The sequence below is a fragment of the Chryseobacterium geocarposphaerae genome, from assembly GCF_002797535.1.
Lineage (GTDB): Bacteria > Bacteroidota > Bacteroidia > Flavobacteriales > Weeksellaceae > Chryseobacterium > Chryseobacterium geocarposphaerae.
The window spans coordinates 1,179,555-1,204,206 of record NZ_PGFD01000001.1; the positions used below are offsets into that span (position 1 = coordinate 1,179,555).

Annotated in this window: 22 protein-coding genes and 1 tRNA gene; 6 read left to right on the forward strand and 17 right to left on the reverse strand. The window is 34.5% G+C overall.

Annotated features, from left to right (window positions below):
• Position 1: 1 nt before the first annotated feature.
• The 3 genes from CLV73_RS05270 to CLV73_RS05280 form a co-directional block, all read right to left on the reverse strand.
• Positions 2–2,002: a M56 family metallopeptidase gene (locus tag CLV73_RS05270; RefSeq protein WP_100375809.1), complete on the reverse strand. Its 2,001-nt coding sequence runs from the start codon at positions 2,000–2,002 to the stop codon at positions 2–4.
• A gap of 10 nt (positions 2,003–2,012) precedes the next feature.
• Positions 2,013–3,890, reverse strand: coding sequence for a M56 family metallopeptidase (locus CLV73_RS05275; RefSeq protein ID WP_100375810.1), 1,878 nt, complete (start codon positions 3,888–3,890; stop codon positions 2,013–2,015).
• Positions 3,891–4,117: 227 nt separating this feature from the next.
• Positions 4,118–4,483, reverse strand: a complete 366-nt coding sequence (locus tag CLV73_RS05280; RefSeq protein ID WP_039369404.1) for a BlaI/MecI/CopY family transcriptional regulator — start codon at positions 4,481–4,483, stop codon at positions 4,118–4,120.
• A gap of 330 nt (positions 4,484–4,813) precedes the next feature.
• Here CLV73_RS05280 and CLV73_RS05285 point away from each other — a divergent pair, with 330 nt between their 5' ends.
• Entirely contained in the window at positions 4,814–5,392 is a 579-nt protein-coding gene (locus CLV73_RS05285) for a hypothetical protein (RefSeq protein ID WP_100375811.1), read from the forward strand.
• 108 nt (positions 5,393–5,500) lie between these two features.
• On the opposite strand, the gene CLV73_RS05290 is transcribed toward CLV73_RS05285, so the two are convergent.
• Positions 5,501–5,573, reverse strand: a tRNA-Met gene (locus CLV73_RS05290).
• Positions 5,574–5,674: 101 nt separating this feature from the next.
• Here CLV73_RS05290 and CLV73_RS05295 point away from each other — a divergent pair.
• Genes CLV73_RS05295 through CLV73_RS05310 form a run of 4 tightly spaced genes read left to right on the forward strand, consistent with a single transcriptional unit; the run spans position 5,675 to position 8,367 of the window.
• On the forward strand, positions 5,675–6,286 hold the full coding sequence (locus tag CLV73_RS05295) for an L-threonylcarbamoyladenylate synthase (RefSeq protein WP_100375812.1): 612 nt from the start codon (positions 5,675–5,677) through the stop codon (positions 6,284–6,286).
• 50 nt (positions 6,287–6,336) lie between these two features.
• The gene (yaaA, locus tag CLV73_RS05300) at positions 6,337–7,095 is read left to right on the forward strand and encodes a peroxide stress protein YaaA (protein ID WP_100375813.1); all 759 of its coding nucleotides are present in this window, start codon (positions 6,337–6,339) and stop codon (positions 7,093–7,095) included.
• Positions 7,096–8,004, forward strand: a complete 909-nt coding sequence (gene prmC / locus CLV73_RS05305) for a peptide chain release factor N(5)-glutamine methyltransferase (RefSeq protein ID WP_100375814.1) — start codon at positions 7,096–7,098, stop codon at positions 8,002–8,004.
• A gap of 3 nt (positions 8,005–8,007) precedes the next feature.
• The gene (locus CLV73_RS05310) at positions 8,008–8,367 is read left to right on the forward strand and encodes a DUF4180 domain-containing protein (RefSeq protein WP_100375815.1); all 360 of its coding nucleotides are present in this window, start codon (positions 8,008–8,010) and stop codon (positions 8,365–8,367) included.
• Between the two features lie 8 nt (positions 8,368–8,375).
• On the opposite strand, the gene CLV73_RS05315 is transcribed toward CLV73_RS05310, so the two are convergent.
• The 9 genes from CLV73_RS05315 to CLV73_RS05355 form a co-directional block, all read right to left on the reverse strand.
• Complete coding sequence (locus tag CLV73_RS05315) at positions 8,376–9,335, reverse strand: NAD-dependent epimerase/dehydratase family protein (RefSeq protein WP_100375816.1); 960 nt, start codon at positions 9,333–9,335, stop codon at positions 8,376–8,378.
• Entirely contained in the window at positions 9,332–10,117 is a 786-nt protein-coding gene (locus CLV73_RS05320; RefSeq protein WP_100375817.1) for an SDR family NAD(P)-dependent oxidoreductase, read from the reverse strand. Before CLV73_RS05320 ends, CLV73_RS05315 begins: the two co-directional genes overlap by 4 nt.
• A gap of 146 nt (positions 10,118–10,263) precedes the next feature.
• Complete coding sequence (locus CLV73_RS05325; RefSeq protein ID WP_100375818.1) at positions 10,264–11,376, reverse strand: helix-turn-helix domain-containing protein; 1,113 nt, start codon at positions 11,374–11,376, stop codon at positions 10,264–10,266.
• Positions 11,377–11,407: 31 nt separating this feature from the next.
• Entirely contained in the window at positions 11,408–12,049 is a 642-nt protein-coding gene (locus CLV73_RS05330) for a rhomboid family intramembrane serine protease (protein WP_100375819.1), read from the reverse strand.
• Positions 12,050–12,063: 14 nt separating this feature from the next.
• Positions 12,064–14,649 (reverse strand): DNA gyrase/topoisomerase IV subunit A, encoded by a 2,586-nt coding sequence (locus tag CLV73_RS05335; protein WP_185116757.1) that lies wholly within the window; start codon positions 14,647–14,649, stop codon positions 12,064–12,066.
• Positions 14,646–15,128: a hypothetical protein gene (locus CLV73_RS05340; RefSeq protein WP_100375821.1), complete on the reverse strand. Its 483-nt coding sequence runs from the start codon at positions 15,126–15,128 to the stop codon at positions 14,646–14,648. The genes CLV73_RS05335 and CLV73_RS05340 overlap by 4 nt, the downstream gene beginning before the upstream one ends.
• 27 nt (positions 15,129–15,155) lie before the next feature.
• Positions 15,156–17,027 (reverse strand): DNA topoisomerase IV subunit B, encoded by a 1,872-nt coding sequence (locus CLV73_RS05345; protein ID WP_100375822.1) that lies wholly within the window; start codon positions 17,025–17,027, stop codon positions 15,156–15,158.
• A gap of 270 nt (positions 17,028–17,297) precedes the next feature.
• Complete coding sequence (locus CLV73_RS05350) at positions 17,298–18,080, reverse strand: TIGR00266 family protein (RefSeq protein WP_100375823.1); 783 nt, start codon at positions 18,078–18,080, stop codon at positions 17,298–17,300.
• Between the two features lie 144 nt (positions 18,081–18,224).
• Positions 18,225–18,728 (reverse strand): DUF2867 domain-containing protein, encoded by a 504-nt coding sequence (locus CLV73_RS05355; protein WP_157798723.1) that lies wholly within the window; start codon positions 18,726–18,728, stop codon positions 18,225–18,227.
• 251 nt (positions 18,729–18,979) lie between these two features.
• Here CLV73_RS05355 and CLV73_RS05360 point away from each other — a divergent pair, with 251 nt between their 5' ends.
• Positions 18,980–20,128: a methionine aminotransferase gene (locus tag CLV73_RS05360; protein ID WP_100375825.1), complete on the forward strand. Its 1,149-nt coding sequence runs from the start codon at positions 18,980–18,982 to the stop codon at positions 20,126–20,128.
• 4 nt (positions 20,129–20,132) lie between these two features.
• Here the strand turns inward: CLV73_RS05360 and cls are convergent, their stop codons facing one another.
• The 4 genes from cls to CLV73_RS05380 form a co-directional block, all read right to left on the reverse strand.
• On the reverse strand, positions 20,133–21,599 hold the full coding sequence (gene cls, locus CLV73_RS05365; RefSeq protein WP_100375826.1) for a cardiolipin synthase: 1,467 nt from the start codon (positions 21,597–21,599) through the stop codon (positions 20,133–20,135).
• Between the two features lie 79 nt (positions 21,600–21,678).
• Complete coding sequence (locus tag CLV73_RS05370) at positions 21,679–22,443, reverse strand: SDR family NAD(P)-dependent oxidoreductase (protein ID WP_100375827.1); 765 nt, start codon at positions 22,441–22,443, stop codon at positions 21,679–21,681.
• 87 nt (positions 22,444–22,530) lie between these two features.
• Positions 22,531–23,478 carry a helix-turn-helix domain-containing protein gene (locus CLV73_RS05375; protein WP_100375828.1) on the reverse strand — a complete coding sequence of 316 codons (948 nt, stop codon included), beginning with the start codon at positions 23,476–23,478 and terminating at the stop codon, positions 22,531–22,533.
• A 66-nt stretch (positions 23,479–23,544) separates the two neighbouring features.
• A complete protein-coding gene (locus tag CLV73_RS05380) occupies positions 23,545–24,612 on the reverse strand; it encodes a hypothetical protein (protein WP_100375829.1) in 1,068 nt (355 codons plus the stop codon).
• Positions 24,613–24,652: the final 40 nt, after the last annotated feature.

Consider the following 24,652-nt stretch of genomic DNA (forward strand, 5'->3'; position numbering starts at 1 on the left):
ATTAATAGGTGATAATCTCCATTCTTTTAGCATAAGATCTATTGTTGCTCCCTGCTACACGATCTACTTTAAAAACTTTGATGTTCGCAGGCAAGTTAATATCTTTTGGATCACTTTGATACGCCATAAATTCTTCTCTGCTTACTTTTTTTCCATTGACATACAATTCAGGCACATCAACATTAATCATAAATAAAGCAGTTTTTCCTACAGGAGATTTTTTATTGTTTTCATCTTTAACTTCAGCGCCATGTACATCAACAATCTTATTTAAGCTATTATCTATTCTAAAGATCGCAAAATTGTTTTTGTTAGGTGTATTTTGATGCAAATCCTGTATTTTTTTTGCTTCTTTTTTCAGTAGTTCTTTTTCAGTTTCAGTCAAAGGCTTTTTTTCATAATCCCTGCTTTTAGGAAACTTTTCATCAAAGGCATATTCTCTTCGACTCAGTTCTATCGTTTTTGTAAGTTTCTGTTTATCTTCAGCAGATTTTTTTACGGCATCCTGTCTTTTCTTCTCAGCATCTTTATAGAATGTTTCCAAATCATGTTGTGCTGCTTCTCCTATTTTTTTCGCCTCCTTCTCTGCTTTTCTTGCAGCCTTTTCTATCCTTTTTATTTTTCTCTTAAATTCAGGAGAATTTACCATAGCCTCTGCTTTTTTCGCCTCTTTTTCAGCTTCTTCTATCTTTCTTTTAAATTCAGGCGAGTTGACCATAGCTTCTGCTTCTTTAGCTTTCTTCTCTGCTTCAGCAATTTTCATTTTGAATTCAGGCGAATCATAGTATTTTTCAACATTGCTGTAATGATCTTCAAGAGCTTTCAGATTCTTTTTATACTTTTCTGAATTTACAATTTCATCAATTTGATCAGATAAAGCTTCAATTTCATTTTGCTTGGCTTCAAATTCAGGTGTTTCTGTTTTTTTAGCTTTTACAAGCTTTTGAATTTCCGCACTCTTTTCACTGATTTTCTCACTGATCTTACTAATTCTCTCGTGGTCTTCTCTTAGCGCTTCATTATAAAGTTCTCCTTTTTTCAGCTGTTCCTGAAAAAGATCTTCATTCGCATTAGGTCGTATCGTGTCTTTTTTAATCTGGGAAACTGCTTTCTCTATTTCAAGATTCGTTTTGGCTATTTCTTTGTTCTTGGCATTCACCATATAAGCAAAAGCAACTGTGAATACTACCGGTAAGGCTAAAATTCTTCGCGCATAACCGAATTTTGTCTGTGATTTCTGTAACATTGTTAATCGTTTTTTTAGATTCGAACTTAGAAACGGACTCGTGGCAGGTAACTCTGTTCCGGAAAAGTGACTTGCTAATAGCATCTGCGCAAATGCCTTGGTGTCCGATTGCTTCACGGCTTTTTTATCAGCCAGATATTCGTGGATTAAATTAATTTCTCTTTTTATCAAATGGTAGAATGGGTTGAACCAGAATACCGAAGTAATGATTTCTAAAATGATCTTATCAAAGGTGTGCTTCTGTTCGATATGAACCATTTCATGCTTTAAAATCTGCTTTCCTATTTCTGAATTCAGTGTAATGGAATTCTTCCAGAAAAGGTTCTTAAAGTAAGAAAAAGGAGCATCCGTAAGATCGGTGCGGTAGAAGTTGATTCCTTCTATGTTTTCTCTTTCAAATTGGGTTTTCAGTTCATGTATTTTAAAGGTTCCATAGATGAATTTCCCTAAAAAATACACGGAAATGATTCCTAAAACTGAAAAAGCGACTGTATAATATAAGTTTTCATGGGTATTTGTGTTTTCAGAAGGATTAAAGTTCTGCACTGTATCGATCAGCATATAGATATTCTGATTGACCTCAATGGTAAAATCTTCAAGCCTTATCAATGGAAGCAATAAAGAAATCAGTATCGAAAACAACAGGTAAAACCTATTGTAATGGTGAAAAGTTTTGTCCTTCAGCGAAAGGTAATAATATCCCAGTAAAACACCTGAACAGATAATCACTTTTAGAATGTAAAATAATGCTTCCATGATTGAGATACTATAAATCTTCTTTTACTTTCTGTTTTTTCATGTTGATAGAAATTTCGCCTATCATTTTCCCGTTTTCCGTATTCTTTTTTATACTGATAGATTCTATTTGGTCTCCTTTCATTAATTTCAGATCTTCTTTTGAGGCTTCTTTTCCGTCAATAATAACTTTCATATTTTCATCCCAAGCATCTTTCCCATTAACGTAAATTCTGGAAACACCTACACCATCTCCATCAATTTTAGAAACTCCTGAAGCTGAAAAACTACTTCCATCAAGGCTGTATCTCATTGAGTTTGCAGTAACTTTTATAGCAGTGGGTTGAGTATATTTAAAATCATAGGCAATAGCTTTTCTATTTTCACCTTCTATTCTCTCCTTATTTCCTTCCCATCTTGCTTTCTGATTTTCAAGTCTCGCTTTTTCACTCTGAATTCTTGCTTTTTCACCGGCTTCTCTAGCTTTTTCAGCCAGTTTTCTGGCTTTTTTCATCTCTCTTTCAGCCTTTTTGCTGTAAACCGGGTATTTAAGATCATTGAACTTAAAAATTTTAATTTGAGGAACACGTGGTGCATTCGGTGGACTTGGAGGTGTAGGAACAACGAATAAAGCTCCTTTTTCAAACTTTTGTAAATCAGGCATTTCAAATTTCAGATTTTTTAAATCCTTCATTTGGTTTTTCCATTGATCCGAATTGAAGAATTCATCAACATTCATTTCCTTGCCATTCACCTTTATTTTGGTTAATGATTTTTGAAAATCCTCTGAATTGGTAATTTTTGCAATTTCTCCGGAAAGCTGTGCTATTTCCTCTACATTTTTATCGAATTCTTTAGTTTCAGGCTTTAATTGTTTAAGCGCTTTGCTTTTTTCTTCGATCTTTTTACCCAATTCCGCAATTTTTTTCTCATCATTTGTTTTTTTATAAATTCTAACCGATTCATTTTTATTAGAATCAGGTCGTATTGTGTCTTTTTTGATTTGAGAAACTGCTTTCTCTATTTCAAGATTCGTTTTGGCTATTTCTTTGTTCTTGGCATTTACCATATAGGCAAAAGCTACTGTGAATACTACCGGTAAGGCTAAAATTCTTCGCGCATAACCGAATTTTGTCTGTGATTTCTGTAACATTGTTAAGCGTTTTTTTAGATTCGAACTTAGAAACGGACTTGTGGCAGGTAACTCTGTTCCGGAAAAGTGACTTGCTAATAGCATCTGCGCAAATGCTCTGGTGTCCGATTGCTTCACGGCTTTTTTATCAGCCAGATATTCGTGGATTAAATTAATTTCTCTTTTGATCAAATGGTAAAATGGATTGAACCAGAATACCGAGGTAATGATTTCTAAAATGATCTTATCAAAGGTGTGCTTCTGTTCAATATGAACCATTTCATGCTTTAAAATCTGCTTTCCTATTTCTGAATTCAGTGTAATGGAATTCTTCCAGAAAAGGTTTTTAAAGTAAGAAAAAGGAGCATCAGTAAGATCGGTACGGTAGAAGTTGATCCCTTCTATGTTTTCTCTTTCAAATTGAGTTTTCAGTTCATGTATTTTAAAGGTTCCATAAATGAATTTCCCTAAAAAATACACGGAAATGATTCCTAAAACTGAAAAAGCGACTGTATAATATAAGTTTTCATGGGTATTTGTGTTTTCTGAAGGATTAAAGTTCTGCACTGTATCGATCAGCATATAGATATTCTGATTGACCTCAATGGTAAAATCTTCAAGCCTTATCAATGGAAGCAGTAAAGAAATCAGTATCGAAAACAACAGGTAAAACCTATTGTAATGGTGAAAAGTTTTGTCCTTGAGCGAGAGATAATAATATCCCAGTAAAACCCCTGAACAGATCATCACTTTTAAGATGTAAAATAATGCTTCCATGATTTGGTAATTATTTAATCAAATAATATTATGGCTTTTCAGCTTCTCACAGATTAGTTCTCTAAAATATAGAGATTAACCAATTCCACAGCTGAAAAAATAGTTCTATAATAAATGCTGTCATTGTTTATGTTTTTATGGAGATTAATACTCTGCTCTTTTCGCTAATGCTTTGTCTTTTTAAGACAACTGAACCTTTGAAAATGTTACAGAGATCTCTCTTTTAATTAGCTTTTCTTTTTAAGCTCATTCAATAACATTTCCAGGTCTTCCACGCTCATTTCATTTTTTTCTACCAGAAAAGAAACTGCACTTTTATAAGAGCCTTTAAAATAATTTTTCACAAGACTTTTCATCGTCTTTCCTGAATATTGCTCTTTAGTCACCAAAGGAAAATACTCATGCTGTCTCCCGATTACATTATAATCAACAAATTCTTTATCCTTCAATACTTTTAATATGGTAGAAACTGTATTGGTATGAGGTTTGGGCTCCGGAAACAGATCAAGAATGTCTTTTAAAAATCCTTTTTCTATTTTCCATACATATTGCATTACCTGTTCTTCAGCTTTCGTAAGAGTTTGAATTTTCATATCCCGATGTTTAATACTTTTATAATATAGAGACAATTCTATATCACTAACAAATTAGTTATACAAATATAGAATTAAATTCCTTTTGAACAACTATTTTTTTAGTGATAGAATAGCTTGAAAATGTATTTAATTGATAATCAGTACAATAATTTCAAATTATTTTTAATATTTTTTCAAAAAACACATATTCCGTTATATTTATTCTTCACGAAAAATGCTTTATTACACTAAAAATCCTTAAAACATGTTAAATTTTATTAAATAAAATTAAAATGAAGTTGTTAAAACTGAGAAAATATATTTATTTTAGTGGCTTAAAAATTTCTCATGAAAAGATATAATTTATTGATTGTACTATTACTGCTTGCTTTTAATGTAGCGACTGCACAAAAGAATTCTCCTGCAGCAGACTTCAGCGCGATAGGGGAAGCTAAAACAAAAATAGAAAACACGGTTCCTTTGGTTCTTGAGCATCTTAAAAATATTGCGGATAAGGAAGGAGACAGCAGCATTTACACCAACGGAAAAACTGCACTGGGAAAAGAATATGCAATTTTACAATCAGAATTCTGGCTATATAACGGAAATATGTCTAACTGTATCATGAATAACTCTTCAAAGAAGGCAAAGAAATGTATGCAGTATCACACTCAGTATTTAAGAAATACATTTATTAACTATAACAATTATATCACTTATGTTACGAAGAAAAACGGATATATCGGTGTAGACAGTGATGTAAAGAAAGATTTCACTCCGTCAGAAATTACAAAAAAACTGGGTGATGCTTATTATGCGGCAAGCGATGCAGCACAGAGAATGAAAGGAACTCAGAAAAAAGAATTCTTAGATCAGCCAAAATCTGATGATTATAAACTCAGACCATACGCTGAATTAGCAAAATAACAAAAATCCCACTTTAAGAGTGGGATTTTTCTTTATAATGTATTAATTAAGGAATAACTATAGAATAATAAAAAAGAGAACTACAAACGTAATTCTCTTTTATTTTAGTAGCGGGAACCGGACTCGAACCGATGACCTTCGGGTTATGAGCCCGACGAGCTACCTACTGCTCCATCCCGCGATATTGTGATGCAAATATACGACAATATTTTTAAAATCCTAATTTTTCTTTTAAATAAAGGATTTTTATGAAAACTATTTTATAATTTGTATCTTTGTTATATGGCAAAAATATTAAGAATCTATCCGGAAAATCCACAGGAAAACCTTATTAATGAGGTCATTAAAACCCTGAATAATGGCGGACTTATTATCTATCCTTCTGATACAATTTATGCATTGGGGTGTAATATTTTTGACATCAAAGCCATGGAAAAACTGGCCCAACTGAAAAAAGTTAAGCTGGAAAAAGCTCAATTCTCTATAATCTGTAATGATCTAAGCCATCTTTCGGACTTTACAAGACCAATTGACACTTCAGTATTCAGATTTTTAAAGAGTCATCTTCCGGGACCATTCACCTTTATTCTGGAAGCCAATAAAAGCTTACCTTTAGCTTATAAAGGACATAAAACCATCGGGATCCGTGTTCCCGACCATTCTATTCCGCAACTCATCGTTGAAAAACTGGGGCATCCTATTGCCTCTACCTCCATCAGAGATGATGATGAAATTATTGAATATTCTACCGATCCCGAACTTATTGCTGAAAAATATGATCATCTGGTAGATATTGTCATTGATTCCGGATATGGGGATAATGTAGCTTCTACCATTGTGGATCTTACTTCCGGTGAGCCGGAAATTATCCGTCAGGGAAAAGGAATATTATAATTCCAGATTCAAAAGTTCATCCCGAACTTGAAATTAAATTTTGACTTTTTATGAAAATTATAACATCTCCTGCTAAATTAATGAATGTAGAAAATTCAACCGATCTGTTGAGAACAACCACTCCAAAATTCATTGAAGAAGCAGCTTATATACAATCTTATTTAAAACAAAAATCGCCGAAATATCTGTCTGAACTCATGGAAATTTCTTCCAAGCTGGCAGATGAAAACTGGGAAAGAAACCAGAAATGGAAAGCCAAACCCGGTTCTAAAGAATCTGCTCCGGCAATGTATGCGTTTACAGGTGAAGTTTACAGAGGATTAGACGCCAAAACACTGGACAAAGATGCGGTAGATTATTTACAGAAAAACTACAGAATACTTTCCGGGCTTTACGGACTTTTAAAACCGTCGGACAAAGTAATGCTTTACAGACTTGAAATGGGCCGTCCTTTTGAATTCGACCAGTATAAAAATCTTTATGAATTCTGGAGAGAAAAAGTGACAGAACAACTGAATGCTGAAATGAAAAAGAATGAAATTCTGCTTCACTTATGCAGCAACGAATACGGAAAAGTAATTGACCGAAAAAAACTCAATCATAAAATAATTGATTTTGATTTCTATGAATTAAAAGACGGAAAGCCAAAGACCATCGTTGTTTATACCAAACATGCAAGAGGTTTGGTCGTAAGGTTCTGTGCAGAAACCAATGCTAAAACACTGAATGATGTAAAAGCATTCAACTATGAAGGTTACAGAATTGATGAAGAAAAATCTACAGATACAAAACTGGTTTTTACGAGATAAATGACAATTTTAGAGTTTAAAAGACATTTTAAAGCAGAGCTTTCTGAGGTTTATACAGAATCTGAAAGCGCTTTTTTATGCTCTGTCTTTGTTCAGAAGATCGTAGGCTTTGATAGTTTTCATCAAAGAAGATTTTCCGATCAGGAATTACTGATCCAGGACGAACAAAGCCTTTTAAGGGTTATTTCAGAATTAAAAACCGGTAAACCTTATCAGCATATTGTAGGAGAAACCGAATTCTATGGAATGCAATTTTTCGTGAACGAACATGTTCTGATTCCGAGACCTGAAACGGAAGAGCTGTTGGAATTTGCCATTCAAAAAATACAGGAAATCAATGTCATGCTGAATGCAACGGAGCGAAATGAAAAATCTGGAGATTCCTCGTTCCTCGGAATGACAAAAAGAACGCTAAAGATTCTGGATATCGGGACAGGAACCGGAATTATTCCTTTGGTATTAAAAAGGTATTTTCCGGAAGCGGACGTCACTTCTATTGACTTTTCTGAAAAAGCTTTAGAAACGGCCAAAAAGAATGCCGATTTTCATCAGCTTGAAATCAATTTCATCCATGGTGATTATCTGAATTTTGATCTGGAACAAGAGTTTGATGTCATCATTTCAAACCCGCCTTATATAGGCATTGAAGAAGAATCGGAAATCGCTGATTCCGTTAAAGAATTCGAACCCAAAATGGCGCTTTTCTCCCCCACTTCTGATGCTTTGATCTTTTACCGGAAAATTGCAGAGGATGCAGAAAAGCATCTTAATAACAACGGATTATTGTTTTTAGAAATCAATCAGAAATTAGGCCCTGAAACATTGGAGCTTTACAGCAATGGTTTTTCAGAAGCTTTGCTTATAAAGGATTTATCAGAGAATGACAGATTTATTTTTGGAAAGAAATAAGATATGGAGATTAAAACACATCAAATCAATACTACTAAAGTAGCGGAAATAATTTCTGATACTATTATCATTAATTCTGTTCAGGACGGGCTGGATCTTCTGGGAAATATCTATTATCAGGGCTTTGACCAGGTAATTATTTATGATAAAAATATCACTTCTGATTTTTTTAATTTAAAAACAAAAATTGCGGGTGAGATCCTTCAGAAATTTTCGAACTATCGTATTAATTTAACTATAATTGGAGATTTTAGCAAGCATGAAAGCAAAAGCCTAAAAGATTTTATTTTTGAAAGTAATAAAACCAAGCATATCAATTTTATTGCAACCCTTCAGGATGCATTAGAAAAAATTTCACAATAACAGAAAAACTACTTAGTTGTATTCTTAAAATATTCAACAGCATCTGTAATTCCTTTTTCAATAGGCTGATAATGAACTCCAAGTTCGTTTATTGATTTCTGATTAGAATAAAAATTATCAATTCGGAGAGCTTTCATATTCGCCGAGCTTAAATTCGTTTTAATTTTTATAAACCTTAAAAAATCTCCTGTAAAACCCAAAAAAATTAAAATAAAGTCCGGAATCAGAAACAATACCGATTGCTGGCCAGTAACATTATTGACGATTTTAAAAAAATCCTTATACTTCAAATTTTCATTGGCTAATAGGTATTTTTCACCTGGCTTTCCTTTTTCCAATGCTTTACAAATTCCTTTAGCAGCATCTTCTGCATTCACAAAATTTTTTCCACCTTTTGGGTAAAAAACAAGCTTTTTTTTCCAAACCCAAAAGATAATTTTTCCCGAACTTGGTTTATTATCATAGGCACCAATCATAAACGTTGGATTTACAATAATTACTTTCGTTTTATTATTCTCTAAAAGAAAATTTTCTGCTTCAAGTTTACTTTTAGCATAAAAAGATTCATTAAAAGGATATTTCCATTGATCATTTTCAGTTCCTAAATCATCTAAACTTCCAAATCCTAAAGTATTTGCCGTGCTTACAAACAAAAACTTTTCAGCATTTACACTTTGCGAGAGTAAATGAACAACGCCTTCATAATTAACTTTTCTATAACCTTCATAACTCAGCAAATTTTGTTTTGTCTCCGCGGCAATATGGATAATAAAATTTACATCTTTTAAATATTCTGAGAAATCTGAAAACAAATCTCCTTCAATAAGTTTTAGACTCTTATTTTTTTCACCCAAATAGTTGCTTTTCTTGCGCACCAAAGCAATAACAAAATAACCATCTTCTAATAATTTAATAACAACATTGGCTCCTAAAAGCCCAGTAATTCCTGTAACAAATATTTTTTTCATGCTTTTATTTCCCGTTTTATTGCGTTGGTCATTAATGGTAATTTAATCCAGATCGGCAATATTTTCATTACAAGCCAGCTCACAGGATTTACCATAATTACAGAATCTTTTTTAAAAAGCTGGCTGATGCAATATTCTGCAACCTTATCAGGATCTAATAGGGTCAACTTCCCGATAAAGCCTTGTTTTTCAATCCTTTCAACAACATCCGGGTTTGTTTTCATCGCGCCCGGATTCACAACACTTACAAACACATTGGTATTTTTGAGCTCTTCATTCAAACCTCTTGAAAATGAATGGATAAAAGTTTTTGAAGCCGGATAAACTGTTTTAAAACCAATAGGCGAGAAAGCTGCCATACTTGAAACATTTAAAATATAAGATTGAGGTTGTTTCAGAAGATTAGGCAAAAGCTGATGGGTAATCAATGAAGTGGCAGTAACATTCACCTGAAGAATATTATTAATATAGTCTGAAGTTACATCTAAAAATTTTCTGGTTCCGCCCAATCCTGCATTATTAATTAAAATATGAATATTAAAGGACTTATTTATCCATTCTGTTAACTTTAAAACATTTTCATTCACAGAAAGATCAACCTCATAATAATGGGTTTTAATGTGATAAAGTTCGGCTATTTTTTGACTTATTTCTTTTAAATTTTGATTGGGAAGACTCACAAGAATAACATTGATCTTCCTTCTGGCCAGACTTTCTGTAAACGCTCTTCCTAAACCTTGACTTGCTCCGGTAACTACGGCAAATGATTCTTTTGTTTTCATAATATAAACTTTCTGAGACAAAAGTAGGCCGGAAAGGTGCTGCTAATGTTCCGAATTATATGAATGAACCATTTCATACCACGAAAATAAAAAACTGATTTTAAACAAGTTAAAAACAAAAAAAGTTAAAACTTATAAACCCGAACTTATTTTTTAAACTCAGAAGGAGTCTGATTAGTCAACTTTTTAAAAGTAGTATTAAAAGACGTTTTTGAATTGAATCCGGATTCGTAAGCAATGCCTAAAATAGAAAGTTTATTTTTCGAACTATCTTTCAAAAGTTTCTTCGCATATTCAATCCGGTATTCATTCACATACTGGAAAAAATTCTTTTGAAATCCTGTATTAATTACATAAGACAAATGATGGGTAGATATAGAAAGTAATTCGGAAAGACGAATCAGGTTAAGTTCGCTGTCAAGATATGGCTTTTCAATATCCATCAATGTTTCAAGTTGGTTTTTCAGCTTTAACAGTTCATCATCTGAAATCAGCTTTTTCCTTACTCCTTCCGTTTCAGCATTTTCATCAATGGAAATTAATTCTTCACGTTGCTTTTCTTCAACAGGATAAATTTCTTTCTGTTTTAAAGAATAAAATGCCACGAAATAAATTACCAATAAAAAAGCAGCATTAATAAAAAAATTCAGTGAAGTTGAATCATAAGAAAGATTGTAAATAATATAAACTATATTAATAACAAAGATGATCAGAATAATATATTCCAGCCAATTGAGATTAATTCCTTCCGTATTGGCAGAAAACTGCTGAATCTTTTTCTGATGTTTCCTTATCGTAAAATAAGAAAGTCCGGTATAAAAAAGAGCCTGGATCAAAATTAAGCTGATATAAATAATCTCAAGAAATTCAAAAAAAGCAGAATCACTTTCTATAGTTTCTTTCCTTTGAAGGAAAAGAATAATTAGAAAAATAAAGGGCAGAATAAAATATTTAACATCCGAAAGCTTAAATTTAAATGAAGGATTTGTGTAAAACAATACACTAAAATAGAATATAACCGGCGTTAAAAATTGTACAAACTGTACCATAAAAATGGAATGAATCTGTATTTCCGACCTTAATACCAAAGACAGCGTTTCATCCAACCAGAAGCTTGACCATAGAAAAAGAAATATTCCGAACCAAAAATTCGCTTTTCTATTAACTTTAAGTGGGTTACTAAGCTTTAATAAAGAAAGTAAGACCAATGAACCATAAATAAGTATTACGACGAAACGATTTAACTCTGATGTGTCCATTGGTCTTAATATTTTAAGTAAAGATAAAATTTTACCTTATTTTTTTCTTAATAAAAATCTGATAGGCTAAATATATTAAAGGAAGTGACATAATTCCCAAGAACAACAAATTGCTCATCGCTAATTGAGGATGCAATGCAACAGAATATACCAATCCGAAAAAAGCACCTCCCAAATGTGCAGAGTGTCCTAGATTATCCCATTGTTTAGGATTTAGCATCATATATACTGAATAACCGAAATACAATGTCCCGAAAAGCCATCCTGGTAAAAAATTCACGCTGATTTCGTTCGGAGCCATAGCAATAGAGGCAAAAATAATTCCGGAAACTGCTCCAGAAGCTCCAATTGCAGAATACCACGGTTGATTTTGATAAATCAATAAGCTAAACAGATTTCCTAGAAGCAAAGATCCAAAATAGATGATTAAAAATCCTATATCTCCAAAAAACAAGGTAACCGCTTCCTGAAATAAATATAAGGAAAGCATATTGAAAAACAAATGCATAAAATCAGCATGTAAAAAGCCTGAGGTTACTAATCTTATATATTCTTTTCTGTTTTTAATTGCACCAACATTGAACTTGTATTTCTCAAAGTACTGCGGATTATTTAGTCCAACATAGCTATATATACAAGTTGCAGCAATAGTAACTAAAACAATAGGACTCATCATATTTTCAACATTTAATTTTCTGTATTATCATCACTTTGGAACAAATCTCCGATAGTTCCTCCCTCATCGTCCCCTTCAAAACGTTCCGGCTCTTCATACACTTCCGGTTCCTCTTCTTCCGGCTCCGGAATCGTAATATTGATTGATTTTACTTTAAATTTCGTAAACTGATTTCCGATCGCTTTTATTCCTTTTACAGCAATGAATTCATCAATATTTATCGTTTCAGGATCGCGTTCTTTTCCTTTATCTTTTGCAAAAACAATTTCAGCAGTAGCATTATTGGCAACGATAATACTTTCTATGAAAGACTTCGGATGTTCCGAAGGCATGAAAGTCTGTGGGTTCGTATTGTTTTCCAGCAAGAATCTTTTAATAAAATAAATTTCTTTCTCCCCGTCATAATAAATACACGTTACGGGTTGCTGAGGTTTCCATTTCTCAAGAACCAGATACTCGTCATCAAAACGGTTTCCGAGATCAAAGCTTACCAGTTTGGCTTCCCCGTTGGTATTGATGGTTAAGATTTTATCGTCACCTTTAAAGCTTCCCAATAAAGTACCTCTTGCATCCGCATTCAGCCTTCTTACGGTTTCATCAAACCAGATTTTTCTTGGAGCCAGTGTAGAAACTCCTTCTTCTTTAAGGTCTACTTTCTTTACCGAATATTTGGTCACCAGATTTCCTTTTGAATCTCTTCCTTTAATGGCTAATTCAGAGAAATCGATATCCATTTTATTTTTTCTGATTCTCGGATTCGGCTTTAAAAGCACGGTTACAGTCTCTGCTTCACCATTTGGATTGGCAGAAAAATAAAGGGTTTCCGAACCTTTTTTATCTGAAGCTAAAGGATAGTCCGTATTTCGTGTTACTCCGGTTACCGAAAAACGTTTCATATAATAAGGTCCTTCTCTTCCTTCACGATAGATCATATTGTAAACGGTCCTCTTATCGTTCTTCTTCCATACCGCTACATGAAGAATATCTTTTCCGATAAAAGTTTTTGCTTCTACTTTTACCACCTTCATACTTCCGTCTTTTCTGAAGGTAATAATATCATCAATATCTGAACAGTCGAATAAATACTGGTCTTTTTTCAGGGAAGTTCCGATGAATCCTTCTTCGAAATTAGCATAGAATTTTTCGTTAGCCACTGCTACTTTAGTCGCATCTATGGTATCGAAGATTCTTAATTCCGTTTTTCGTTGTCTGTCTTTTCCGTATTTCTTCTGAATATTCAGGAAATATTCAATAGCATACGGGATAAGATGCTCCAAATGATGTTTTACCTGCTCTATTTTCCCTTCAAGAGCGGCGATATTTTCTTTAAATTTATCTAGATCGAATCTTGAAATCCTCTTGATCCTGATTTCCGTTAATCTTAAAATATCCTCTTCCGTTACAGCTCTCAGGAGATGCTTGGTATGAGGTTTTAATCCTTCATCAATTGTCTTTAATACTTCTTCCCAGCTTTTAACTTCTTCAATATCGTGATAAATCCTGTTTTCAATAAAGATTCTTTCCAGAGACGAAAAATGCCAGCTTTCCTGTAATTCATGAAGCTCGATCTCCAGTTCTTTTTTAAGCAAAGAAACGGTATGATCCGTATTCATCCTCAGAATCTCAGAAACGCTTAAGAACATTGGCTTATCTCCTACAATAACGCAGGCATTCGGAGAAATGGTCACCTGACAGTCCGTAAATGCATACAGTGCATCTATCGTTTTATCTGGAGACATATCATTGTGAAGGTGAATCAGGATTTCTACTTTATCAGAAGTATTATCTTCAATTTTTTTAATCTTGATTTTCCCTTTTTCGTTCGCTTTTAAGATAGAATCGATCAGATCTCCCGTATTTTTAGAGAAAGGAAGCTCAGTGATCATCAGAGTATGCTTATCAACCTGATTGATTCTGGCTCTTGCTCTTACTTTTCCTCCTCTTTGTCCGTCATTGTATTCAGAAACATCTAAAAAACCAGCGGTAAGAAAATCCGGAAAAAGTTCAAACTTTTTACCTTTTAAATATGCAACAGAAGCATTAATCAGCTCATTAAAGTTATGGGGAAGAATTTTTGTAGAAAGTCCGACCCCGATCCCTTCCACTCCCTGTGCAAGAAGCAACGGGAACTTTACGGGTAAGTCTATGGGCTCGTTATTTCTTCCGTCATAAGACTTCGTCCAGTCTGTGGTTTTAGGATTAAAAACGACCTCTAAGGCAAAAGGAGTTAATCTTGCTTCAATATATCTTGCAGCAGCGGCAGAATCACCGGTGTAAATATTCCCCCAGTTTCCCTGAGTGTCTATCAGTAATTCTTTTTGCCCGATTCCTACCATGGCATCAGTAATAGAAGCATCACCGTGAGGGTGATATTTCATGGTATTTCCTACAATATTGGCAACCTTGTTGTAACGCCCGTCTTCCAGCTCTCTCATGGAATGCATTATCCTTCTCTGAACAGGCTTAAAGCCATCATATACCGATGGAATAGCCCGGTCTAAGATTACATAAGAAGCATAATCCAGAAACCAATCTTTATAAAGTCCGGAGACTTTTTTCAGGCTCTCACCTTCATGCGAGTTCTCTTCTGTCATCATTTAATTAACTCTTTTTTCTCGTTATTAGTTGTTACTACTTTATTTAAAGAGAATTTCAAATCTTTTATTTCTTTTTTAGAAAGGTATGATATTTCGTATTTGAGCATAGTAGAACCTGTATTCTTACTGGATACTTTCACATACAGCCTTTTGATCAAGAACATATCTACAATTTCGTAGCTGATCAGCTTATATTTTGGAAACTCATCACTAAGTGGCTTGTCGATAAAAGGAACAATATTCCTGTTTCTAAAATTCAAAGCTTCCCCGTCACTGTCGTATTCAAAAATCTGCCTTCCGATAAGATAAAAAGCAACCAGCATTATGGCAGGAATTACTATAAACAGATAACTAAAATCTCCCAAAAGATTGAATCTGTCCTCTAGCAAGAAAGCAAATATACCACCTGCTAAAATCAACACCAGCATCATATTGATGGAGTTGTATATTGAAATTTTACTGCGGTTACTTATTCTCATATAGCTGTTCTATTTTTACTATCTAATTTAATCTAAAACTTCTTTAATTTGAATATTCTGATCTTCCACGACCAGATTTTCTAAAATAAAAGTCTGCCTGTCGGGAGTATTTTTCCCCATATAAAATTCTAAAAGCTGGTCAATGGTCTGGTCTTTCCCTATCACAACAGGTTCCAGTCTGATATCTTTCCCTATGAAGTGTTTAAATTCATCCGGAGAGATTTCTCCCAATCCTTTAAATCGGGTAATTTCAGGATTCTTGCCTAATTCATTCAGCGCTTTTACTCTTTCCTGTTCGGTATAGCAATATCTGGTCTCTTTTTTATTTCTAACCCTAAACAAAGGAGTCTGTAGGATGTAAAGATGTCCGTTTTTTATAATGTCCGGGAAAAATTGTAAAAAGAATGTAATCATCAGCAATCTGATGTGCATCCCATCGACATCGGCATCGGTGGCAATAATAACCTGATTGTATCTTAAATCTTCCAGGCTTTCTTCAATATTTAAAGCAGCCTGAAGCAAATTAAACTCCTCATTTTCGTAAACCACTTTTTTCGTAAGACCATAGCAGTTCAAAGGTTTTCCTTTTAAGGAAAATACAGCCTGTGTTTCCACATCCCTGGATTTTGTAATAGATCCGGATGCAGAATCTCCCTCGGTAATAAATATCTGGGTTTCGGCTTTTCGTTCTGCTTTCTGATCGTTATAATGCTGTCTGCAGTCTCGAAGTTTCTTATTATGAAGCGATACTTTTTTTGCTCTTTCTCTTGCCAGCTTCTGAATTCCTGAAAGCTCTTTTCTTTCTCTCTCAGAAATTAAGATTTTCCTTTGGATGGCTTCTGCAACTTCCGGATTTTTATGCAAGAAATTATCTAATTTACTTTTTAGGAAATCAATAATAAAAGTTCTTACCGTCGGTCCGTTAGGTCCTATATCATTGGATCCCAACTTTGTTTTGGTCTGAGATTCGAAAACCGGTTCTTCCACGTTGATGGAAACCGCAGCAACAATCGATTTTCTGACGTCTGATGCATCGAAGCTTTTATTAAAAAACTCACGAATCGTTTTTACATACGCTTCACGGAAGGCATTCAAATGTGTTCCTCCCTGCGTGGTATTCTGTCCGTTTACAAAGGAAAAATAGGTTTCCGTCTGCGATTTATCGGTGTGCGTAATGGCAACTTCTATATCATGGTCTTTTAAATGGACAATCGGATACAGTGTTTCGTTTTCCAGTTCCTCTTCCAATAGATCTTTAAGTCCATTTTCAGAATAAAATTTTTCTCCGTTGAAAAGAATGGTAAGTCCCGGATTCAGGTATGCATAATTACGGAGCATTCTTTCAATATACTCTTTTCGGAATTTAAAATGAAGAAAGATTTCACCATCGGGAATAAAAGAAATCTCCGTACCGTTTCGGTCTGAAGTATCTTTTTCATCAAAATTTTCAGTAATCAATCCTCTCGAAAATTCTGCAGCTTTCATTTTCCCGTCACGGAAAGATCTTACTCGGAAATAATCTGACAAAGCATTGACAGCTTTTGTACCGACCCCGTTCAGTCCGACCGATTTTTTGAAGGCTTTGCTGTCATACTTACCTCCCGTATTCATCTTGGAAACTGCATCCACCACTTTTCCCAGCGGAATACCACGGCCAAAGTCACGAATGGTAACTTTACCGTCGTCAAGTTTTATTTCGATTCTTTTACCGGATTTCATTCTGAACTCATCAATCGAGTTATCCAGAATTTCTTTAAGTAAAATATAAATACCGTCATCAGCAGAAGATCCGTCTCCCAGTTTCCCGATATACATTCCGGGACGTAAACGTATGTGTTCCTGCCAATCGAGGGTTCTGATATTATCTTCGGAATAGATTGGGTTTATTTCTTGTGACATATGTAATTTCAGCAAACATACAAAAATACACAATTGGATAAAATTATGCGAAAAAATAAGGCTCTTTTTCGGAAATACTTATCCTCATTTTATCTATAAAAATATAAATTCATTATAAATTTAAAAATTTTCTCTTTAAAAACTGAAGCAAATTTTAATTTTATTTTAAAGTCCTGAAAAGACTAATAATCCTCTTTGATTTGTCGGAAATTTGCAAAATAAAAAGGACTATTAAAATAGCCCTTTCATTATATCATTTTCAGTTCCGTATTAAAACCCATCCCCGTCCAGCAGGTTTCCTATTCCTCCTAAAATACTTCCCTGTTCTTTATTTTTAGTGGTTCCATACTGTAAAATTCTGCTGGCTAACCTTGAAATAGGTAAAGTCTGTATCCATACCTTTCCGGGACCTCTTAACTGTGCAAAAAACAGTCCTTCCCCGCCGAAAATCGTATTTTTAATTCCGCCTACAAACTGAATATCATAATCTACAGTATGGGTAAAGGCAACGATACATCCCGTATCAATTTTAAGAATCTCTCCCGGCTGAAGTTCTTTCTCGATTACGTGTCCTCCACTGTGTACAAAGGTCATCCCGTCACCTTCCAGCTTTTGCATGATAAATCCTTCCCCTCCGAAAAGTCCCGTTCCCAACTTTTTCTGAAATTCAATTCCTACGGTAACCCCTTTGGCAGCACAAAGAAAACTATCTTTCTGACAGATCACCTTACCTCCGAGTTTGCTCAGGTCAAAAGGAATGATTTTTCCCGTATAAGGAGCGGCAAAAGTTACGTGTCTTTTATCTGAAGAAGTGTTGGTAAATACGGTCATGAAAAGGTTTTCTCCGGTAAGCATTCTTTTTCCTGCAGAAAATAATTTTCCCATCAGTCCTTTTTCCGTTCCGTCTCCGAATAAGGTTTCCATTTGTATTCCGTCTTTCATCATCATAAAACTCCCCGGTTCTGCAATTACGCTTTCTTTCGGGTCCAGCTCAATCTCCACGCATTGCATTTCTTCCCCGTAAATTTTATAATCTATTTCATGATTAATCATAGTGTTCAAAGTAATTTAAAGTTATTCGCTACAATATTAGCATTTTTTACATTCGGTTTTAAAATAAATTAAATTGAGCTGATTAATCAACATTTCTCCTTTGAAATTATTGCTTTGTATTTTCCAGCTTACCTATTATATTTTTCAGCATAGCCGGACAATCAGTTTATGAAAAGGACGTACCGGTAAAAAGTACAATACTCCAAGCCAGTTATGGAATTTTACCGCAGTAGAAATCGTGAGAGAGTTTTCATCCTTCTCACTCCGATTTTTATCAAATAAAAGGGAAACTCTGAAATCCAGATGTTTATCGTCTTCACCAATAACAATCTCATTGCTTGTTTTACTAAAAATTTTAAAAAGACCAACGCGCTCTCCTACTTCACAGGTAAAGTTATCGGTTTCTTTCACTGCATCAGTTTCTCCCCCTGTTTTTAACCCAAATAATTTCACCACCTTGTTTCTGAAAGCAAACATCTTCTTTCCCCACTTTGGTCCGCTTGTAAAAAAAGCTTTCCCTATTTGTGCAATATCGAAATCCTGTCCGTTTCCTTCCAGTTCTCCTTCAAAACTATCCGCATAATCAAACTTTTCTTTTCCCTGAGATAAAATGGATGCTGCCGGAAACTCAATCTTCTTAATTTTCATGATCATTGGTTTTAAATTATTTTTAGCATAACAAATGTAAGTATCACAGAACACATTTAAAAGCAAAAAGTCATATTTTTTAAACAAATGTTTAATATTGTTTTTTGTACTAAAATATCTAAGGAAAAAATAGATTGAGAAACGACATGATTTTTTTGATATAACTACAAACACATCCACAAAATCTAATTAAATAGGTTTAGATTTTAAATAATTTATTAAATTCGGTATCAACAAAATCTGTTTTTTAAATGATACAACTTCCTTTGTCTAAACTTTCCAATATAGGAACTACCATATTCAGCCAGATGACGCAGCTTGCCAATGAAAATGAAGCCATCAATCTTTCTCAGGGATTCCCTGATTTTATGCCCGATACTGAACTTCTGAACTATGTAGATCATTTTATCAAAAAAGGATTTAATCAATATGCTCCTATGGGAGGAATGATCGGTTTAAAGGAAGAAATTGCCAGAAAAATTGAAAATTCTCATCAGGCGACTTATAATCCTGATACTGAAATAACCATCACCTCTGGCGGAACACAGGCTATTTTTACTGCCATTGCCACTTTTGTAAAAAAAGAGGATGAGGTCATTATTTTTGAACCGGCTTACGACTGCTATGAACCTACCGTTGAGCTTTTCGGAGGAATTATAAAACGTTTCGAAATGAAAGCGCCCGATTATGAGATTGACTGGACTGCGGTTAAGAATTTGGTATCAGATAAAACCAAGATGATCATCCTGAACAATCCTAATAACCCTTCAGGAAAGATCTTAAAAGAAAAAGACATCCGGGAATTAATAAATATCGTAAAAGGAACTTCTATTTTGATCCTGAGCGATGAGGTGTATGAAAATATCGTTTTTGACGGAAAGCAGCATCTGAGCATCTGTAAATATCCCGAACTTAAAGAAAGAAGTCTTTTGGTAGCCTCATTCGGAAAATTGTTTCACGTTACGGGCTGGAAAGTCGGTTATTGTGCAGCTCCTAAAAACCTGACCGATGAATTCAGAAAGATCCATCAGTTCAATGTTTTTTCCGTCAATACGCCTATTCAAATGGCTTTGGCCGAGTATATGAAAAATGACGAACATTACAACCAACTCAATCAGTTTTTTCAGGAAAAGAGAGATTTTTTAAGACAGGGATTGGCAACGACTTCCTTTGAGCTTTTAGATTGTGAAGGAACGTATTTCCAAGCTTTGAAATATGATAAAATCTCCGATAAAAATGATTTCGATTTTGCCAGTGAGCTTACCATTACCCATAAAGTGGCAAGTGTTCCGTTCTCGTCTTTTTATAAAAACAAAAGAAATGATCACGTGATCAGGTTATGTTTTGCCAAGAAGCAGGAGACACTGGAGAAAGCCCTTGAAAATCTTGCCAAACTTTAACAAATTACATAAGTGGAGAAAGAAGCCTTGCCAGATGCTCAAAAAACACTTTATGCTTTGGCCTTTTTCTCCACTCATCTAATGAAATTTCCCTACAATCTTTCATGTCTTCAAGAAATACAGTTTCCAGTTTTTGATTCGTTTCCTGGTCAAAAATCAGGGTATTGACCTCAAAGTTCAGCTCCTGGCTCCTTACATCCATATTGGCTGTTCCCACGCTGGAAAAATCATCATCTACAATCATGGTTTTGGAATGAATAAAGCCTTTTTGATAAAAGAATATCCGGACTTTATTCTCCAGCAGCCCTTCATAATAAGAATAAGCTGCAGAATTCACGATAACGGAATCCCCTTTTTCAGGAACCATGAGTCTTACATCCAGTCCTGCCTGTGACACCTGCTTTATTGCATTTAAAATGGTTTCCATAGGAATAAAGTAAGGAGTAACGATATACACTCTTTTTTTCGCAGACAAAATGGCAGAATTTGTACTCAGCATAATCACCGGACTTGTATCAGGACCGCTTGCAGCCACCTGAACCAGCTTACTCCCTTCAAATTCATCATGATAATCAAAATAGTCTTTGGAAAGTTGAGGAATTTTCTCTGTAGCAAAAACCCAGTTGGTAAGGAATAGAAACTGAAAATAAAATGCCGAATTGCCTTTTAAATAAAGATGAATATCCCGCCAGTATTGTTGGGTATTAGGGTTAATATATTTATCTGAAACATTGATTCCTCCTGTAAATATTTCTTTGCCGTCAATGATAATAATCTTACGGTGATCTCTATAATTGACCCTGTTGGCCAGAAGCCTGAATGTGATTTTATTTACCGGGGAAACCTCAATACCTGCATCTTTAAGTTTAGCAATCAGCTTTTTGCCGATCTTGCCGCTTCCCAATGCATCATATAAAAACCGGATGACAACGCCTTCTTTTGCTTTAAGAATCAGCAATTCCGCAAGCTGATTACCTATCCCATCATTTTCGTAAATATAATATTCCAGATGAATGTGGTGCTTTGCTTTTCGGATGCAATCAAAGACCTTTGCAAATTTTTCTTCTCCATTTATAAGTATTTCCACTTCATTCTTTGAAGATAAGGGAGAATGCGCCCCATTGTAAAGAAAATTGATAGTGGTACTATATTCCTTCAGCTCGTTTTCGCTTCTTTTTAATGATTCAAAATGGGTCTTTTCAATATACTTCCGAATATCACGGTAGATCTTCTCGTTGATCTCAAATTTAAAATTATAAAACTTGTTTTTCCGATAGTTGACTCCAAAAACAAAGTAGATAACAATCCCAACCACCGGAATAAAAATGATCAGCAATAAATAGGCTAAGGTTTTACTGGTCGTTTTGGTATCCATGATAATTTTCCCAGCAAGAAAAACGACTGTGGCAAAATAGATTACTTCCAGGGTAAGTAAAATATAGGGAAACTGATCTAAAAACTCTTTCACCATAAGAAATATGATAGTCCTGTTTTTAAACTAACCTAATAAAGATATAAAAAAAGCGGTAGAAAACTACCGCCTTATTTTTTTAAAAGAACATTCCTCCCGAAACTTCTATTCTTTGGGCGTTGATCCACCCCGCCTCTTCTGTACATAAAAAAGCAACTACGCCACCTATATCATCCGGTAAGCCGGCTCTTCCTAAAGCTGTATTGTTTGCGACCATTGCATTTGCCTGCTCATTATCCCTTACTGTTCCGCCACCGAAGTCCGTTTCAATTGCACCCGGAGCAACAGCATTGGCTTTGATTTTTCTTGATCCCAATTCTTTCGCCATATATTTGGTAAGCATTTCAACTCCTGCCTTAATTGATCCGTAAACTGAAGATCCCGGCAAAGCAAATCTTGCCAGTCCGGAAGAAACAGTAATAATTCCTCCGCCATTATTCATGAAAGGTAAAAACTTCTGAGTCAGGAAAAAAACACCTTTGAAATGAATATCTACCACATCATCAAGCTGCTCCTCTGTAACATCAGAAATTGGCGCATATAATGCTGTTCCTGCATTGTTAACCAGAAAATCTATATTTCTGCTACCTGTATTTTCTTCCAGATGATCTCCTACCTGTTTTACAAAAGCATCAAAACTTTTGATATCTTTTGTATCCAGCTGATAAGCGATCGCTTTTCTTCCTAACCCCTGGATTTCGGAGACTACTTTATCCGCTTCCTCCTTATTGCTTTTATAAGTAATGATGACATCCAGTCCTTTCTGAGCAATTTTCAGTGCTGAGTTTTTCCCTAATCCACGGCTTCCACCGGTTACCAATGCGATTTTTGTTCTTGTTTCCATTTTTTGTTTGTTTTTGATGGGACAAAGTTCTGACAATTCTCCGTTGAAGTGTTTGCTCGAATCAAACAGAAATTTGCAAAATTCAAATCATGAACGAAATTCTAATGGTGCCAGTGAAGTTTTCTTTTTAAAGAAGTTTGAAAAATGCGCTATTTCTTCAAAGCCTAATGCATAAGCAATTTCTGAAACATTCCATTGGGTCTGCTTTAAGAGTATTTTGGCTTCCTGAACAATTCTTTCAGCTATAATCTCCGTTGTCGTCTTTCCTGTACTTTCCTTCAGTTTTTTATTCAGGTAATTCACGTGCACCGACAATCGGTCTGCGTAATCTTTTGCACTTTTCAGCTGCAGCCTCTGATCTGAACTTTCAATAGGAAACTGTCTCTCCAGCAATTCGATAAATAATGACACCACCCGAAGTGAAGCATCATTTGATGTCGAAAGTTTAGAAGCGGGCTGCAGCTTCTGACCATAATGAATCAGCTCCAGCACATAGTTTCTGATCAGGTCATATTTAAAGATATAATCTGATTCTATCTCTTTTTTAATCCTGCCATACAGCTGCTCTATCTCGTCTGCCAGCTCATCATCAATTTCAAACAGCGGAATATTTCCCGGCTGAAAAATCGGTAAATCTTCAAGGGTATTATGAGATTTATCCTTGATAAAAAAATCTTCCGTAAATACGCAAAAGCTCCCCGACTGATGCGGATCTTCAGGCACCCAGTGATAAGGAACCTTGGGAGTAGCAAAAAGCAAAGCATTCTTCTCAATCTGAATTACTTTATCAGCATATTCCGCGCGGTTACGTCCTCTGATGAGACTTATCTTATAGTATTTCCTCCTGTTATAAGGCATTTCGGAGGTTGTCTTTATTCTTTCAATGGTTTGGGCAATATCAAATACGTTAAAATGCCCGATATCTTTATGAAGTCCTTTAGGAAAGATCGTTTCGATATCCGTTTCCAGTTTATCGGTCATTTCTCTATAGAAATCATCAAGAGAAGTATATAAGGTATGAGCTGTTTTTTCCATACTATCGATTTGTAAAAATCAAATGTACAAAATAAATACAATTAGAATTTAAATCTTCATTAAACTCTATATAATATATCCTCCAACGATTTCCAACGTCCACTTTCCATCTTTATATTCTGCCACATAATCATTCTTATGGCTACTTCCTGACTCTGAAATATAAACCCTGTTCGAATCATAATTGGCTCTTTTCATTTTGGAAATATGATTTTCTGTCACGTCCGTTATTCTTGTATAATATGTTTTTTTCTGATCTTTTTCAGGAATAAAAAGCACCCTTATTTCAGGATTGATCTGATGAAAATAATCGCAATCACTCTCATATACTTCAAATGTATAATGAAGTTTTTTTAAATCATCATCTTCGGAATAAGAAGGAAGTAATGAAGCATAGAGTTCTGAAAACTTATTCTTTTCAGATTTAAATAACGGATTCATATCCTCAAAATCATTAATCCCATCACCATCCGTATCTTTATTATTGGGATTTAAGGCAAAAGTCTCTTCAAAAATATCATTATAGCCATCCTGATCAGAGTCTTTCATCAGATCATCCAATTTTATTCTGAATAGCTTTCCGTCTTCCATAGCGGAATAATCATCATAACCGGGCAAACCGGGAACTTTAATGATTTTCACAAGGCTTCCTTCAAACTGCAGAAATCCATCTTTAATAATTGGGGTTTCCTGAATCTTATTGATATAATAATGGCTAAAACTTAATCCTAAAAAATAAGCGGAAGGTTTGTCATTTTCTATTTTCATCAGCCAAAATCCCAATGCATTACTTCCCAGTGCATATAAAACATTTCCAACCTGTTGTTTTGCAGAATAAGAAAAATGGTCCGGAAACTTTTCACTGAAAACATTATACTCTTCCTTTTTCGCTTTCCATCTTTCTTCGGAAAACCCGCCTTTGGATTCTGTACTGTCCTTTTTAAAGCTTCTGTAATCTTTCAGATCGACAATCTGAAGATAATCGGGCTTTTTATTAAGAATTTCCTTCACCGTATATGGTTTCTGCTCAACATATACAGACTTTTCTTCTTTTTCTATAAAACAATTCCCGTCAGTATTATTTACAGAACACGAAATACAGAATACAAGAACAAAAAAATATAAAATTTTCATCTCATTAAAAGTTTTACTACAGAAATGCAAAAAGCGCTCC

What these genes read in the sequence shown, in the direction of transcription:
- CLV73_RS05275 (WP_100375810.1), bottom strand. Translation starts at nt 3,890, where the DNA reads ATGGAAGCATTATTTTACATCTTAAAAGTGATGATCTGTTCAGGGGTT.
- CLV73_RS05310 (WP_100375815.1), top strand. Translation starts at nt 8,008, where the DNA reads ATGGAGATTAAAACACATCAAATCAATACTACTAAAGTAGCGGAAATA.
- CLV73_RS05345 (WP_100375822.1), bottom strand. Translation starts at nt 17,027, where the DNA reads ATGTCACAAGAAATAAACCCAATCTATTCCGAAGATAATATCAGAACC.
- CLV73_RS05285 (WP_100375811.1), top strand. Translation starts at nt 4,814, where the DNA reads ATGAAAAGATATAATTTATTGATTGTACTATTACTGCTTGCTTTTAAT.
- CLV73_RS05330 (WP_100375819.1), bottom strand. Translation starts at nt 12,049, where the DNA reads ATGAGTCCTATTGTTTTAGTTACTATTGCTGCAACTTGTATATATAGC.
- cls (WP_100375826.1), bottom strand. Translation starts at nt 21,599, where the DNA reads ATGGTGAAAGAGTTTTTAGATCAGTTTCCCTATATTTTACTTACCCTG.
- CLV73_RS05320 (WP_100375817.1), bottom strand. Translation starts at nt 10,117, where the DNA reads ATGAAAACAAAAGAATCATTTGCCGTAGTTACCGGAGCAAGTCAAGGT.
- yaaA (WP_100375813.1), top strand. Translation starts at nt 6,337, where the DNA reads ATGAAAATTATAACATCTCCTGCTAAATTAATGAATGTAGAAAATTCA.
- CLV73_RS05335 (WP_185116757.1), bottom strand. Translation starts at nt 14,649, where the DNA reads ATGATGACAGAAGAGAACTCGCATGAAGGTGAGAGCCTGAAAAAAGTC.
- CLV73_RS05370 (WP_100375827.1), bottom strand. Translation starts at nt 22,443, where the DNA reads ATGGAAACAAGAACAAAAATCGCATTGGTAACCGGTGGAAGCCGTGGA.
- CLV73_RS05270 (WP_100375809.1), bottom strand. Translation starts at nt 2,002, where the DNA reads ATGGAAGCATTATTTTACATTCTAAAAGTGATTATCTGTTCAGGTGTT.
- CLV73_RS05295 (WP_100375812.1), top strand. Translation starts at nt 5,675, where the DNA reads ATGGCAAAAATATTAAGAATCTATCCGGAAAATCCACAGGAAAACCTT.
- CLV73_RS05375 (WP_100375828.1), bottom strand. Translation starts at nt 23,478, where the DNA reads ATGGAAAAAACAGCTCATACCTTATATACTTCTCTTGATGATTTCTAT.
- CLV73_RS05350 (WP_100375823.1), bottom strand. Translation starts at nt 18,080, where the DNA reads ATGATTAATCATGAAATAGATTATAAAATTTACGGGGAAGAAATGCAA.
- CLV73_RS05340 (WP_100375821.1), bottom strand. Translation starts at nt 15,128, where the DNA reads ATGAGAATAAGTAACCGCAGTAAAATTTCAATATACAACTCCATCAAT.
- CLV73_RS05360 (WP_100375825.1), top strand. Translation starts at nt 18,980, where the DNA reads ATGATACAACTTCCTTTGTCTAAACTTTCCAATATAGGAACTACCATA.
- CLV73_RS05380 (WP_100375829.1), bottom strand. Translation starts at nt 24,612, where the DNA reads ATGAAAATTTTATATTTTTTTGTTCTTGTATTCTGTATTTCGTGTTCT.
- CLV73_RS05325 (WP_100375818.1), bottom strand. Translation starts at nt 11,376, where the DNA reads ATGGACACATCAGAGTTAAATCGTTTCGTCGTAATACTTATTTATGGT.
- prmC (WP_100375814.1), top strand. Translation starts at nt 7,096, where the DNA reads ATGACAATTTTAGAGTTTAAAAGACATTTTAAAGCAGAGCTTTCTGAG.
- CLV73_RS05280 (WP_039369404.1), bottom strand. Translation starts at nt 4,483, where the DNA reads ATGAAAATTCAAACTCTTACGAAAGCTGAAGAACAGGTAATGCAATAT.
- CLV73_RS05315 (WP_100375816.1), bottom strand. Translation starts at nt 9,335, where the DNA reads ATGAAAAAAATATTTGTTACAGGAATTACTGGGCTTTTAGGAGCCAAT.
- CLV73_RS05355 (WP_157798723.1), bottom strand. Translation starts at nt 18,728, where the DNA reads ATGAAAATTAAGAAGATTGAGTTTCCGGCAGCATCCATTTTATCTCAG.